The sequence below is a fragment of the Oceanobacillus phoenicis genome, assembly GCF_047238145.1.
Lineage (GTDB): Bacteria > Bacillota > Bacilli > Bacillales > Amphibacillaceae > Oceanobacillus.
In genome coordinates, this window is record NZ_JBDFME010000001.1 from 444722 (window position 1) to 457661 (window position 12940).

A 12940-nucleotide genomic window follows, 5' to 3' on the forward strand; every position below is an offset into this window, starting at 1 on the left:
CTACCGTGTTTATTCCATTAATTTTTACCTATTTAATACCTACCGCACTCACAAAAAGCACCTCTTATTATTATATAGTTACTTTCATTGAAATCTAATTTTGTGTTTTCAATCATACTATGCCTTCATAAAAAAGTAAAGTCAATTTTATTAATGTATACGTTTCACCTTCTGAACGAATTCATGGTTCTATTACAATTCCAAAAACTATCTTACCTAAGCAAATGTCTGTTGTTAAACATTGCCTTCGTACAGTACACTTGAAATTAATCAAATAATCTATTTATATTTTGTATATCCCTCTTGCTCATCTGGGAATGTAAACTTTCATTAATCAGTAGCTGCATTTCATGATAGAATTCTTTTCCTTTTTCCTTGATAAGGATTTCGACAGATCGCTTGTCGTTTGTATCTATCTGCCGTTCCACTAACAAACCATATAAAGTAAGTTTACCTTTCAATATTCAAGATTGATAAGATAGAAAATATAAAGATACCATTCGTTTAATGTACACTTATTGACATATCGTAAAACATCGATATAATGAAAACCATGGAACCGATTGATGTATTTAAGGCGTTATCAAATGAAACTCGACTTAACATTTTAAAGTGGTTGAAGGAACCAGAGAAGCATTTTCCTAAACAAGGCGCTCATCTACCAAAGGGGGTAAGTATCAAAGGAGGAGTGTGTGTAGGAGATATTCAAGAAAAAGCCAAAGCTTCTCAATCTACCGTTTCCCAATACCTAAATACGATGCAGAATGCAGGTCTCCTGGAATCTGTTCGTTATGGTCAATGGACTTATTATAGGCGAAACGAAGAAACTTTTTCTAGGTTAGCTGAATATTTTAAAACGGAAATCTAAGTCGATTGTAGATTTCTGTTTTTTATGCTTTTTATATCGATTATTCTAGATATTTAAATATAAGGATTAGGGAGGTTATTATTTAATGCGTTATTTAGCATATATTTTAGCAGTATTAGCTGGGGCAGCACTTAGTTTCGAAAGCGCAATATACGGTCAACTAGGAGAAACAATAGGAGAACTGGAAACGAGTTTTTATAACTTTTTTATGGGTTCTCTCATAATGGGATTATTATGGTTATTCTTTGGAAAAGGTAGACTCTCCTATGCGATGGAAGCACCCAAATGGTCACTCCTTGGAGGAGTCTTAGGGGTTGTATATTTAACAGCTATCGTTATTAGTGTTCCTTATGTGGGTGTTGGTATAACGATGGTTACAGTAATTATTGGTCAATTGATAATGAGTATGGTTATTGAACATTTTGGTTGGCTCGGTATTAAGCAAACCAGAATTAATAAAGAAAAAGTATTTGCAGTTATTTCAATGATAATTGCCCTTATATTAATTAACTAGGAGGTCTAATAATGGATACATTAATGATTCTATTTACCTTATTAGCTGGTATCACGTTAAGCGCACAATCATCCATCCATGGAACATTTAGTAGAAAAGCCGGAACAATCGAAACGACATTTTTAACCATGTTAACTGGCTTAGTGTTTCTGACAATTATTATCATTTTTTTCGGTCAAGGGGATATATTGGGAATTCTCACAGCTCCAGTCTGGCAGTTAAGCGCGGCATTCTTAGGTACGGCGTTCTTACTTCTCTCTGTCATAGCGGTTCCAAGAATCGGGGTCGTAGCTACCAATGTTGCCATTATCAGTGGGCAACTTGTTAGCAGTATAATTATTGACCATTTTGGATGGTTTAATAGTTTAGTAATAACTTTAGACTGGAAACGACTCGTTGCAATGTTATTTATGATTATTGCTGTTTATTTCATTTATCAAGGAAATAAGCGCTCTAATACAGAAGAAAATTTGGATTTTCAATAAATTACTTCTTCAATTAAACTAGACCGAATATAATAAGGTCAGCCAGTTATTACTGGTTGACCTATTTTTTTAATATGGCTAGAAGGAACCACTGTTTCATCCTTATCATCTTGTGGGGATGTCCATTATAAAACACCAGATTAGCAATTTCTCAGTTCATTAGAAACACCTTGCCTTGGTTTGCTCCCATCGTTTCAACATTATGTACGGCATCCCTTATTTCCGTTAAGTTATAAAATGATCTAGGTCTCATAAGTCTTAACTTTTTGTCTTGGATCAATGTTATTAATTGGTTAAATGTTTCTTGCCAGACGTCTATTGAACTTCTTTTATTCCAATGCCGCAAATGAAATAGTTTCGCATTTACCTTTGCATTATTTGTAATGCTCGCCCAGTCAACTTGGACTCCTGACAAAAGACCTAAGGTTAAAAAAGTACCTTCAGGACGCACGCAAAATGCTAAGTGGTTACCGTCTGTACCTCCAATTGAATCAATAGCTGCATTGGCTCCAACCCCATCAGTTAAATCCATTACTGCTTCATACAATGAATTGACTGAAGTCGTATTAATCACATAGGAAGCACCAAGTCTTACTAGTTCCTTTGAATAATTATCATTCCTGGTTATTGCAATTAATCGGAAGCCTATAACTTTTGATAATTGGGCAAATAAATGCCCGATAGATGAACCGCATGCATTAACTAAGAGAACATCATTTGGACTTAACCCTAACTCTTGGGTACAGATGACCCAAGCTGTAATTGGATTTATATACAATTGCGCAGCTGTAAAGTGATCAATAGATTCTGGAATTACCACTGTGTGCTCTGCCGATGTTTTAACGAATTCCTGCCAAGTCCCTTCTCCCCTTAAGGGCAAAACACGTTTACCGACAAGACTAGGAGATACTGCAGAACCTACATCTTCAACAATTCCAACTCCTTCATATCCCGGAATACTTGGTAGTGAAATTCTATGAGCGTAAGCACCTCTTATCGGTATTAAATCAGATGGGTTGATTGGTCTGGCTATCATCCGTACAAGTACCTCATTTTCTTTAGGGGGTTGAATGACTTTATATTCAACATTAAGTACTTCGTTGGGAGTTCCAAAATTAGTAAATTGAATACATTTAGCTTTCAAAGAATCCTCTCCTATAATCATAAAACAATTTTATATCTTTTCGTGACCAATTGTTAACAGTATTTATCGTGTGGAATAAACTTCATGATAAATAAAATGCCGAAGTGCTTATATGTAAAAAAACTTTTAGTCTTTAGAAGGGAATATGAACAAACCGTTTCATTAATTATATTACAACTATCATACTGATCCATAAAAAAAGAACTTCCCTTTACTTCAGGAAAGCTGTAATTTTATTTATCCATCATTTAATGACGAATGAAACTTAAGAATTATCTCCTAATATACTCTCTCAATATCGTACCCTTTTTCTTTAAGAGTGCTCGGTACACTACTACGCCATTTTCCTCAAATATATCTGAAAGTTGATTATATACATCTTCTGACAATACTTCATCAAGCGTCTTACCATCGTCAAATATAGCCATTTTGTTTAATTCTTGACTATAAATTAAGTTCCATAACCGAAGAGTTTTCTTCACCCTTACAGGTAAAAGTAAATTTCTTTTATAATTTTTTCATTTACCTATTGAACTACACGTAACGTGCTGTTTTATACTATAGAAAATAAAGATGAGGTGAACTAATGTACACGATTGGAAAGCTCTCGAAGAATACAGGAGTTACTGTGAGGACATTGGATTATTATGATGAAATTGATTTGATTAAACCTTTATCAAAAACAGAGGGAGGACACCGCTTATACAGTGATGAGGACGTTATGCGACTGGAAAGAGTTTTAGCTTTAAAATATATGGGATTTTCATTGGAGCAAATTAAAGATATCTTGCAAAATTCTACTTCGACCTGGCAGGAGTCGATCCAACAGCAACTGGAATTGGTTAAACGAGAACAGGAACGTCTGCAGATCCTGGAGCAAGCACTGCTCGGTGTTTCGTATTCCATTGAGATCGAGGGAGAAATTAACTGGAAAATTATTTTTAGTATTATTCAGTTGTATCAACAGGATCCTGAAGAAGCCTTACAACAATATAAAGATTACTTGAATGACGATGAAATGAAAAAAATCATGGATATGAATGTGCAAAATATAAGTGAGGAAGACATAAGGAAATGGATGAAGGTCATTCATGATATCAAAAATAATCTTAACATTGACCCAGCTTCAGAAAAAGCACAGCAGTTGGTGGAAAGCTGGTTAAATCAAGCAAAGGAATTTTATGGAAATGATGAAAAATTACTTGGAGATATGTGGGAAGCGCTGCGTAATTTAAAGGAAGGCATTGTTTTTTACCCAATGAACAAAAAAGTTATTCAATTCATTGAAAGTGTTTTTATTGCAAAGGAGGAATTAAAAGAATGATTCTGGATGTTAAAGGTGTTACGAAGGTTTTTCATGGTAAAGGAGAATCCAAAAATGTTGCTAATGACAATATCACATTTACGATTAATGAAGGAGAAATATTTGGCCTTCTTGGACATAATGGTGCAGGTAAAACAACGTTGGTTAATCAAATATTAGGACTGTTAACACCTGATCATGGGGATATACATTTACTGGGGGAATCAGTAACACAATCATCTGCTCATGCCAGGTCCATTTGTTCCATACAGCCGCAATCCCAAGTGTCACTGGGCTTACTTACTCCAAAGCAGGCAGTGACGCTGATAGGGAAAATGCGGATGGGGAAAAAATTTGAGCCAAAGCGGGTAGAAGTGCTCTTTGAAGCATTGGATATGGGGGCTTGGGTGAATACAGAAGGCGAAAAACTGTCAGGTGGAGTGCGAAGGCTGACAGCGTTTTGTATGGCGGTGATTGCCCCAGGTAAGTTAGTTATCCTTGATGAGCCAACCAATGATGTTGATCCGGTTCGCAGAAGTTACCTTTGGAAGGTAATACGTGACTTGACGAAAAACGGGAGCGCCGTTATTTTAGTAACGCACAATGTTCTTGAAGCGGAAAAGGCAGTGGACAGGGTGGCTATTATGCATAAAGGAAAAATATTGACACAAGGGAATCCTTCAGAAGTAAAAAGTTTAGTAGAAGACCGGATGCGAATTGAACTTAGTCTGGAAAACGAATTTAAAAATATCGAGGTTCCTGACTGGGCACTTTCCCCGCATCAGAACGGATCCCGTCTTATTTTCTCTGTAGACCCACCAAAAGTATCATCTACGATTGATTGGGCAAAGAATCAGACAGATAAAGGCTTTGTTATAGACTATTCCCTGTCTCCAACTACAATTGAGGATGTTTATATCGAATTAACTTCTAAAAGGGGGCAGTTTCGTAATGAATATGGTCAGCAATTATAAGTATGTTTTTCAAATGCAGCTTCTTAGAAATGCCGGGTTTTTTATATTTATGGCTTTATTACAAATACTGATATCCACTGGAATTGTTATAGGATTTTCCTATCTTATACCAAACCCGGATACGGAAACGATTCTATTTTTAGCAACAGGAGCCCCGACGATTGTTTTGATTATTGCAGGAATGGTTATACTGCCTCAGCAAATTGGTACTGCAAAAACAGACGGATATATGGAGTACATGCGTACCTGGCCTGTTAGTCGCTCTGTTATCCTTGGGGCAGATACAACCATATGGTTATTGATTACCTTGCCGGGAATAATCGTTTCTTCTATTGTTGCACAACTCATGTTCACTCCGGGATATGATATCTCCTGGACGGTAGTCCCGGCATTACTAATGATTGCATTAACTTCAATTGGTGTTGGATATGGATTTTCCTATCTGTTGTCACCTACAGCATCGATGGGTATTTCCCAAATTGTTGTATTTGGAGCGCTTATGTTTTCACCGGTAAATTTTCCAATGGAACGCCTACCCGACTGGCTTCAGTCACTTCATGAAGTGTTACCAATTTATTCGATGGCAGAAGTGATGCGCGCTTCACTGGCTGCTTCTACCTTTGATGCAACAATGGGAAATTATATTAATTTAATAGTATGGTGCATTCTAGGGTTCGGTGGAGCTATATTTATTTTGAATCGGAAGTAACGGTATGAAAATAAGGGGAAAAGGGACTTGTAGAGAAGTCCTTTTTCTATTTCGTGTGTGTATGAGTATACCTCTGTTACTTTCTTGGTTTCTTACCTGAACCCTTATTAGACACCCTGGACAAATCTTGAGCAAAAGATAAAGACTGGATCCAGCCTGGATTCGTATTGTGATTTTGATTAACCTTAAATAATTGTCTTTCTATACATGTTTCTCCGCTCTTCCCTGCTATGTACCAACTATTTAGCAGTATGTACCGACTTTTTAACGTGAGGTAGAAAAAAGCAGGGAGATATTTTAAAGATAAAAAAAGGATCTGCTATAAGCAGACCCTCCTTTTATCTATTGTTCTAAATATCTAACTTAGAGTTTCACCGAATATCGTATCAAAAACGACATTGGTTTTATGAAACGAATACTATACGATGTTTATAGTGTCCTGCCTATACATACTCGTGATATTCATTTGGGTCCTGCCCTTCTACACGGCCGGCTTCTCCTTTATCCAATGAATCAATTGTTTCAATATCCTTAGGTGCTAATTTAAACTTGGTACTATTAAAATTATCTTTTTGATGCGCTGGATTACTTGATTTTGGTATAGAAAATACGTCGGCTTGATAATTCCAATTTAAAATAATCTGTGCCGGGGTTTTATCGTACTTATCTGCAATTTCTTTAATTGTGGCATTTTTTAGCACGTCATTCAGATAACCTCGACCAAAAGGACTCCAGGATTCAGTGAGAATGCCCCGTTTTTTATTTTCTTCCACCATACGGTTATTATTAAAATATGGATGACGCTCCACCTGGTTTGTAGCAGGTGTCACCCCTGTTGCTTCGATAATGTCGTCCAGATGTTCTGGTTCAAAGTTTGAAACGCCAATAGTTCTGATTAATCCTTGTTTTTGAGCATCCACTAAAGCCTTCCAAGCTTCTACATATTTACCGTCCTTAGGATTCGGCCAATGAATTAAATACTTGTCAAAATATTTTAATCCAGTGCGGCGTAGAGATTCTTGAATAAAGATAAATGCCTTGTCATATTCATGGTAAGAACCGGGCAATTTCGTACTAATTAAAATTTCTTCTCTAGGTAGCGCGGACCGACGCACAGCTTCACCGACAATCCCTTCATTGTCATAGTTTGTTGAAGTATCGATTAAGCGATATCCTATATTTAAAGCGTTTAAAATTTCAAATGTGCCCTGATCCCCGTTAATACCGATCGTACCTAATCCTACAAAAGGAAGCTCTGCACCATCATTTAGGGTAAAACCGTTATTATTTAAAGTCAAAATCTCATCTCCTTTAAAAATCTTGCAATAAATTAAGAATGGAAACAAACATTTCCATGATGTCTATAATTACAATACCCGAATTACACAAATCCTACACAACCGGAATTAATTGCTATGCCTTAGTTACTTTCTTGGTTTCTCACCAAATCTCTCTCCATCCTTTCTCCACTGTTTTACGCCTGAAGGTAATGTTATTAATTCCTTACCCAAAAGCCCATTTCTTACAAACTGTATAAAAACAAAATGACAACCAACTGAACACGTATGAACTTTTATTGGACAGATATTGATCAAAAGAAAAAAGACTGGACCCGTATTGGATCCAGCCTGGATTCATATTGTGATTTTGATTAACCTTAAATAATTGTCTTGCTATACTTGTTTCCCCACTCTTCTACTATGTATCAACTATATAGCAGTAGGTACCGAATTTTTAGTGTGGGGTAGAAAAAAAGTCATGGGATAACACATGTGCAATGACAATAAAGTTGTTTGAATTGCTATTTGTTGCACAATCACACCTCGATCGTTTAAGTTACGTAATTGAAGTTGAGCCCCTTTATTAAAGAGTATTTAAAACATCCCATCTACTCATTTTATTAACCAAAGTGATAGCAATTAAATAACCGATACCTGGTGAGTTCCGTATCCCATGATTGGTATAGGAAATTCCCGAAAAAGGTTACAATAATTGTAATTAGAAAAAAACTCCTAATGATAGGGATACTTTTGTTACTTTACTGAAAAAAGAATGGAACTAATAATAATATGAAAGACATACACCTGCGATGATTTAGCTGTAGTTCCTTATATAGAAAACATAATCTTTAAAATTTCAATTCCAATATAAACATAATTATTTCCTTTACTTTCCTTTAAACTTTTCCAAACCAAAATGATGCTTGCTTCGTCTAAAATGGTGAAAGGGGTGAACTTAGATGGGTGATGAAGAAATAACAATAAATGTTAATAGCATAGAAAATACTGAACAAATTATCGACCAATTAATGGATAACTACAGCGATGATGTACTGCATCTTGTTTTTTCATATGTAAAGAATCGAGCGACAGCTGAGGATTTAACGCAAGAGATATTTATTAAGTGCTATGAAAAACTAAGTCAGTTTAATAATAAGTCATCAATAAAAACGTGGCTATATCGAATTGCCATTAATCATTGTAAGGATTACTTGCGTAGTTGGCATTATCGCAAGTTAAAATTTAGCGATAAAACTTGGGACCATATCCCATCCAAGTCAAAACATATTGAAGAGGAAATAATCTCAAAAAATGTAGTAAACAGTTTAACAAGTGCTGTTATGGATTTACCAGTAAAATACAGGGAAGTTGTTTTTTTACATTACTACGAGGAGCTTTCTTTAGCAAATATCAGCAAGATTACGGGTGTAAATAGTAATACATTAAAAACTCGGTTAAAGCATGCCAGAAAATTATTAAAGAACAAGATGAAAAAGGAGGTTTAATCATGGGCGATCCATTCTATAACTTAAAGAATTCTATAAAAAAAGATTTTGCAGGTCTTTCTTTTTCCGAGGAGAGAAAAAATGCGGTAAAAGAAACGATCCGTAGGAAACAATCTCACCTAGAACTTCATTATTGGAAAGTAGAAACCCTTAAAAATATATTAGATTCACTGCAAAATGGAGCAAAGCATGGTTACGATATTTCCACCCAACTATTTCGAAAAAATGAGCTTAGCTTCAAAAGCAATGAAGGCCAGCTCTATACCCTTTTACATCTTCTTGAAAATAAGAAAATCATTACTTCAAAATGGATTGAAGACAGGAAATACTATTCCTTAACTACGAAAGGAAAAAAATATGTAGCTGCGTGGGAACATAAAGGTTCTAAACAATGCGCATCACTGAAACATTTAATTGAGGAGGCTTCTTTATGAGTTCTTCTAAATTTGAGGAATATTTAAGTAAAGTAATCTCTAAAGTGAAATCCAAGGAAGCTCACAGTATGATCAAAAAAGAGCTTAGTGATCATATGGAAGAGCTAAGTCAATCTTTTCAAGAGAGAGGATTATCTATAAAAGATGCGGATAAAAAGGCAATGCAGGAAATGGGGGATCCCTCTACCGTTGGTAAAAACATGAATCATCTTCATAAACCGAGAATGGATTGGCTCCTTATTGTTTTATTTGTCATTCTTGCAGGCATTAGTTTTCTTCCACTGATTGGTGGTTTTTCAGTACCTAGTATTTTTTTAATAAAAAAACAAGTAGTCTGGCTCGTCCTTGCTATTCTTGCTCTCATAGGATTTCTATTCTTTGATTACAGGAAACTGAAAAATTTGTGGATCTATTTTTATGGAGGTGGCTTAATCCTGTTTTTCACAACTTTTTTAGTTGGCATTGAGATTAACGGAGCAAAAAAATGGATTTCTTTCGGGGGTATTACGATAGATGTTCCAGCTATATCCTTATTTTTGTTTTTCTTAGCGTGGGCCGGCATTTTTGCCAAAATCAATGAGTTTAAAGGTTGGAAAAAACAAGGAATGCTATTATTCCTATTTTGGACTCCAGTCCTTCTCTACATCATGGTCCCACAATTTATGTTTAGTATAATATACTTTTTTTGCGTATTAGCAATGTATATTTTTTCTTATGTTCATAAACAATTTGCCATTAAAGTAGCCATTGGTAATCTGCTTATAGGTATCATTTTCATTAGCACGATGATTCTTAATCTCCCTAATAGCTATCTCTCTGATACACTTATACCATTGAAAGATATCCTTTCAGAGGCTGGTTGGTTCGGCAAGGGACTTTACAATGATCTAAAGCTCCATGAAGCACATACAGATTTTGTATTCCCATTTCTCGTCTATTCTCTTGGCTGGGCATTCGGAATTATCCTTTCTCTACTCCTCTTTGTATTTATTTTGCGGATTTCATTAAATGCTTTTAAAACAAAGGATTTATTCGGTAGATTATTAGCAATCGGAGGGGCTGTATTATTTATTGTTCCCGCTTGTTGGAACATTCTAATGGGTCTTGGAATAGTCCCAACCATGGTAGTACCCCTGCCGTTTATTAGTTATGGAGGAAGCATGTTGCTAGTTTATTCTGCACTACTAGGCCTTATTCTGAACGTTTATCGAAGAAAAGATATTGTAGAACCTACAATGGTAAATTAATTTAGTGCATAACCGTTACCAAATACTCTATTAAAACACATTTTGAAATCGAAAGCCTGTAGCTTAGATTAAAATAACCTTTGATACAGGCTGATTTCTATTTAAACCTATTCACTTTTCCACAAAACACAACTATCATCGTACCTCAAATATCTCCTTTGGGATGGGAACAAGTTAACTTTTTAGACTGTATTATTTAATGACCATCTGAATAACATACCACCTAACAAAGGAGTCCAGTGATGAATGAAGTCGTCTTTCATTCTTTTTCAATGTTTCTCTTACCGCCTTACGGGATTAAGACGGGCAAGAAGTATTATGAATCTATTAGTTGGGATCATCCACCGGAAAAGCACCGTCAAACTTTCAGAATTGGAATTTGAGCAAAAGAACTGGAACCGAAGCATGAATTGTATTGACTTAAAAAAGTAATTGGAAGAGGATTGAAAAACCATCCGAATACATACGCTAATACAACTTGAGTTTTCCAACAGCGAAGGAAAGAAGAAGTGTTGATGAAGCAAGAACGATGCCATATTGATTTCATGGCAACTTTGAAAATACTATCAAAGTTTAAAAAATGACAGGAAACGTTTTGGTTGCCCGTTATATGGTTTGCATTAATTCGCTACATGCTAGATAGTCTTTTTTTCACTATAATTCCTATTAAATTATCATGTGTGGTTTAAAAACTACTCTACTCAGGTCCTCGTGATTATAAGAGATAGGAATGCTCTAATCATTGGGGATGAATAGGCGAAGTTGACGACCCATCTTACGGACTAAAAATTATGATGTAGCAGATGTGGATAAGGAAAATTGAATTACCCCGAGAAAGTTAGGTGGTTATTTTGAACGAAAAATAAAAATACCATAATTTTTTGAAACTTATAAACATCCTTCATCGTATTACTAATAAAAGGAGGAATTTTTACATGAAAAAAAGCTTTATAATACTAATAGCAGTTTTATCCATACTCATCATAACAGCTTGTAGCAACAGCGGCAATTTATCGGGAAAAACGTTCGATGTTAGTGTGGTTTCATCACCTAACACTCCTGATAAATATGACTCTATAATGACATTAGAATTTACAGATGGAAAGGTAATTACTGATGCTATTGATGGCGAAGAAGGAACATATGAGCTGAAAGATGATGAACTTGTGATTCAGTTTGAAAATGAGAATGAATCTTTAGAAATAGAATTTACACTAAAAGAAAGTGATAAAGACTTTAGCGAGTATTCAGCAGAGATCAGTGATTCAGATTTCCAAATTGAGGATTCTGAGCAAGTAAGTAAATATAAAAATATCTACACGAATTTATCACATTCTCACGTTGAATTTATTGAAAGATAAAAAATTTCAATAATGGACTTCAGTCTTTTTAAGAGCTTTCAGAACCCCCGGCTCTCCAAAGTCAGGATAAATGTCAATGACAGTAAAATAAGAAGCAATTCTATCTCTAGTCAAGTTCGAATCTTTTTTAATATAACTAAAAAGAAAAAATTCCAGCAATTGCACCTTGATTGCTGGAATTTTTTGAATGATGAAGACATAAGTAAATTTACCTCTTTTTCTTACTACTCTAATTCCGGATCAGTTTTAACTGGACTTACGTATTTATATAAAGTACCTACGTAATTTGCTCTAAGCATACCGTTGCTTAATTCTTCAAAGTTCCTTACGTATAAATATCCACGATACTCTCCTCTAGTATGCCAAATTTTATCTGGGAACGATACCAATCCTCTGTCGAAATCTCTAATTGGTTTGTCAATATGAGTAGCTGCTCTTATAGAATTGGCACTTTGTAATTCCACATTATCACCATCAAGCTCGTTTGCACTAGCTCCTTGACTAACTAGAATAATAGAGCCAAACGTCAGCAGAAATGTAAAAGCTAAAATTTTAGTTAAAAATTTCATTACTTATCCTCCTTAACTTTAGAAGGTATCGGAATAGGCCCTTGAGAATTGTATAAATACCCTTCATACATGAAAAGTCCTCCACCTACATTTCTAGCAGATACGTACCCCTCGAAGGACGCTCTATATTTAGTTGTTTGTATATACACCGTGCGTCCTTGATATGCAACCGGTCCGAATTCATGCCAAATTCTTGTAACCGGTGCCCATTCTGGATTAACTTCGCCTTCCTTTTCAACAGCCACACTTTCTTCTGCAAATACTGGATTTCCAAATGCGGAGAAACATAATAACGTAGAAAACATTAAAACAAACACCTTTTTTTTCATTTATTCATCCTCCATTCCTATTAATATAGTAACTACACTCCACTAATGTGGTAATTACTACCTATTATTATATCAGAAAATTATTTTAATTCAAACAAGATATTATAGTTTTTTTATTCTAACTTATCAAACTATAATGTTCCTCTACTAAATTTTGATAAATGGGTACAAATATACATAGTAAGAGTAAGCGTAAAAAAGGTTCTTTCCAAAGCTAG

Annotated in this window: 16 protein-coding genes; 11 read left to right on the forward strand and 5 right to left on the reverse strand. The window is 35.1% G+C overall.

Going from position 1 to position 12940, the window contains the following annotated elements:
* Positions 1-553: 553 nt before the first annotated feature.
* The 3 genes from ABC346_RS02395 to ABC346_RS02405 all read left to right on the forward strand — a co-directional run bounded on the left by ABC346_RS02395 (position 554) and on the right by ABC346_RS02405 (position 1867).
* The gene (locus tag ABC346_RS02395; RefSeq protein WP_413233386.1) at positions 554-868 is read left to right on the forward strand and encodes an ArsR/SmtB family transcription factor; all 315 of its coding nucleotides are present in this window, start codon (positions 554-556) and stop codon (positions 866-868) included.
* A gap of 85 nt (positions 869-953) precedes the next feature.
* A complete protein-coding gene (locus ABC346_RS02400) occupies positions 954-1382 on the forward strand; it encodes a DMT family transporter (protein ID WP_413233387.1) in 429 nt (142 codons plus the stop codon).
* Between the two features lie 11 nt (positions 1383-1393).
* On the forward strand, positions 1394-1867 hold the full coding sequence (locus ABC346_RS02405) for a DMT family transporter (RefSeq protein WP_413233388.1): 474 nt from the start codon (positions 1394-1396) through the stop codon (positions 1865-1867).
* A gap of 151 nt (positions 1868-2018) precedes the next feature.
* Here the strand turns inward: ABC346_RS02405 and ABC346_RS02410 are convergent, their stop codons facing one another.
* Complete coding sequence (locus ABC346_RS02410) at positions 2019-3011, reverse strand: zinc-dependent alcohol dehydrogenase family protein (protein ID WP_413233389.1); 993 nt, start codon at positions 3009-3011, stop codon at positions 2019-2021.
* A 272-nt stretch (positions 3012-3283) separates the two neighbouring features.
* A complete protein-coding gene (locus ABC346_RS02415) occupies positions 3284-3439 on the reverse strand; it encodes a hypothetical protein (protein WP_413233390.1) in 156 nt (51 codons plus the stop codon).
* Between the two features lie 158 nt (positions 3440-3597).
* Between ABC346_RS02415 and ABC346_RS02420 the strand changes: the two genes are divergently transcribed.
* The 3 genes from ABC346_RS02420 to ABC346_RS02430 are packed head-to-tail and all read left to right on the forward strand — an operon-like array spanning position 3598 to position 5997.
* Positions 3598-4335 (forward strand): MerR family transcriptional regulator, encoded by a 738-nt coding sequence (locus ABC346_RS02420; RefSeq protein ID WP_413233391.1) that lies wholly within the window; start codon positions 3598-3600, stop codon positions 4333-4335.
* Complete coding sequence (locus tag ABC346_RS02425; protein ID WP_413233392.1) at positions 4332-5288, forward strand: ABC transporter ATP-binding protein; 957 nt, start codon at positions 4332-4334, stop codon at positions 5286-5288. The genes ABC346_RS02420 and ABC346_RS02425 overlap by 4 nt, the downstream gene beginning before the upstream one ends.
* Positions 5266-5997 (forward strand): ABC transporter permease, encoded by a 732-nt coding sequence (locus ABC346_RS02430; protein ID WP_413233393.1) that lies wholly within the window; start codon positions 5266-5268, stop codon positions 5995-5997. Before ABC346_RS02425 ends, ABC346_RS02430 begins: the two co-directional genes overlap by 23 nt.
* Before the next feature lie 443 nt (positions 5998-6440).
* Here the strand turns inward: ABC346_RS02430 and ABC346_RS02435 are convergent, their stop codons facing one another.
* Positions 6441-7295, reverse strand: a complete 855-nt coding sequence (locus ABC346_RS02435) for an aldo/keto reductase (RefSeq protein WP_413233394.1) — start codon at positions 7293-7295, stop codon at positions 6441-6443.
* 941 nt (positions 7296-8236) lie between these two features.
* Here ABC346_RS02435 and ABC346_RS02440 point away from each other — a divergent pair.
* The 5 genes from ABC346_RS02440 (at position 8237) to ABC346_RS02460 (ending at position 11824) form a co-directional block, all read left to right on the forward strand.
* A complete protein-coding gene (locus ABC346_RS02440) occupies positions 8237-8782 on the forward strand; it encodes a sigma-70 family RNA polymerase sigma factor (RefSeq protein WP_413233395.1) in 546 nt (181 codons plus the stop codon).
* A gap of 2 nt (positions 8783-8784) precedes the next feature.
* Positions 8785-9216, forward strand: a complete 432-nt coding sequence (locus tag ABC346_RS02445; RefSeq protein ID WP_413233396.1) for a PadR family transcriptional regulator — start codon at positions 8785-8787, stop codon at positions 9214-9216.
* Positions 9213-10463 (forward strand): FtsW/RodA/SpoVE family cell cycle protein, encoded by a 1251-nt coding sequence (locus tag ABC346_RS02450; RefSeq protein ID WP_413233397.1) that lies wholly within the window; start codon positions 9213-9215, stop codon positions 10461-10463. Before ABC346_RS02445 ends, ABC346_RS02450 begins: the two co-directional genes overlap by 4 nt.
* 242 nt (positions 10464-10705) lie before the next feature.
* On the forward strand, positions 10706-10846 hold the full coding sequence (locus ABC346_RS02455; RefSeq protein ID WP_413233398.1) for a hypothetical protein: 141 nt from the start codon (positions 10706-10708) through the stop codon (positions 10844-10846).
* Positions 10847-11398: 552 nt separating this feature from the next.
* Positions 11399-11824, forward strand: coding sequence for a hypothetical protein (locus tag ABC346_RS02460; RefSeq protein ID WP_224935522.1), 426 nt, complete (start codon positions 11399-11401; stop codon positions 11822-11824).
* 224 nt (positions 11825-12048) lie between these two features.
* Here the strand turns inward: ABC346_RS02460 and ABC346_RS02465 are convergent, their stop codons facing one another.
* Complete coding sequence (locus tag ABC346_RS02465; protein ID WP_413233399.1) at positions 12049-12393, reverse strand: hypothetical protein; 345 nt, start codon at positions 12391-12393, stop codon at positions 12049-12051.
* Positions 12393-12722, reverse strand: a complete 330-nt coding sequence (locus ABC346_RS02470; RefSeq protein WP_413233400.1) for a hypothetical protein — start codon at positions 12720-12722, stop codon at positions 12393-12395. Before ABC346_RS02470 ends, ABC346_RS02465 begins: the two co-directional genes overlap by 1 nt.
* Between the last annotated feature and the right edge of the window lie 218 nt (positions 12723-12940).

What these genes read in the sequence shown, in the direction of transcription:
- ABC346_RS02415 (WP_413233390.1), bottom strand. Translation starts at nt 3,439, where the DNA reads ATGGCTATATTTGACGATGGTAAGACGCTTGATGAAGTATTGTCAGAA.
- ABC346_RS02455 (WP_413233398.1), top strand. Translation starts at nt 10,706, where the DNA reads ATGAATGAAGTCGTCTTTCATTCTTTTTCAATGTTTCTCTTACCGCCT.
- ABC346_RS02450 (WP_413233397.1), top strand. Translation starts at nt 9,213, where the DNA reads ATGAGTTCTTCTAAATTTGAGGAATATTTAAGTAAAGTAATCTCTAAA.
- ABC346_RS02465 (WP_413233399.1), bottom strand. Translation starts at nt 12,393, where the DNA reads ATGAAATTTTTAACTAAAATTTTAGCTTTTACATTTCTGCTGACGTTT.
- ABC346_RS02460 (WP_224935522.1), top strand. Translation starts at nt 11,399, where the DNA reads ATGAAAAAAAGCTTTATAATACTAATAGCAGTTTTATCCATACTCATC.
- ABC346_RS02420 (WP_413233391.1), top strand. Translation starts at nt 3,598, where the DNA reads ATGTACACGATTGGAAAGCTCTCGAAGAATACAGGAGTTACTGTGAGG.
- ABC346_RS02440 (WP_413233395.1), top strand. Translation starts at nt 8,237, where the DNA reads ATGGGTGATGAAGAAATAACAATAAATGTTAATAGCATAGAAAATACT.
- ABC346_RS02425 (WP_413233392.1), top strand. Translation starts at nt 4,332, where the DNA reads ATGATTCTGGATGTTAAAGGTGTTACGAAGGTTTTTCATGGTAAAGGA.
- ABC346_RS02405 (WP_413233388.1), top strand. Translation starts at nt 1,394, where the DNA reads ATGGATACATTAATGATTCTATTTACCTTATTAGCTGGTATCACGTTA.
- ABC346_RS02395 (WP_413233386.1), top strand. Translation starts at nt 554, where the DNA reads ATGGAACCGATTGATGTATTTAAGGCGTTATCAAATGAAACTCGACTT.
- ABC346_RS02400 (WP_413233387.1), top strand. Translation starts at nt 954, where the DNA reads ATGCGTTATTTAGCATATATTTTAGCAGTATTAGCTGGGGCAGCACTT.
- ABC346_RS02445 (WP_413233396.1), top strand. Translation starts at nt 8,785, where the DNA reads ATGGGCGATCCATTCTATAACTTAAAGAATTCTATAAAAAAAGATTTT.
- ABC346_RS02470 (WP_413233400.1), bottom strand. Translation starts at nt 12,722, where the DNA reads ATGAAAAAAAAGGTGTTTGTTTTAATGTTTTCTACGTTATTATGTTTC.
- ABC346_RS02430 (WP_413233393.1), top strand. Translation starts at nt 5,266, where the DNA reads ATGAATATGGTCAGCAATTATAAGTATGTTTTTCAAATGCAGCTTCTT.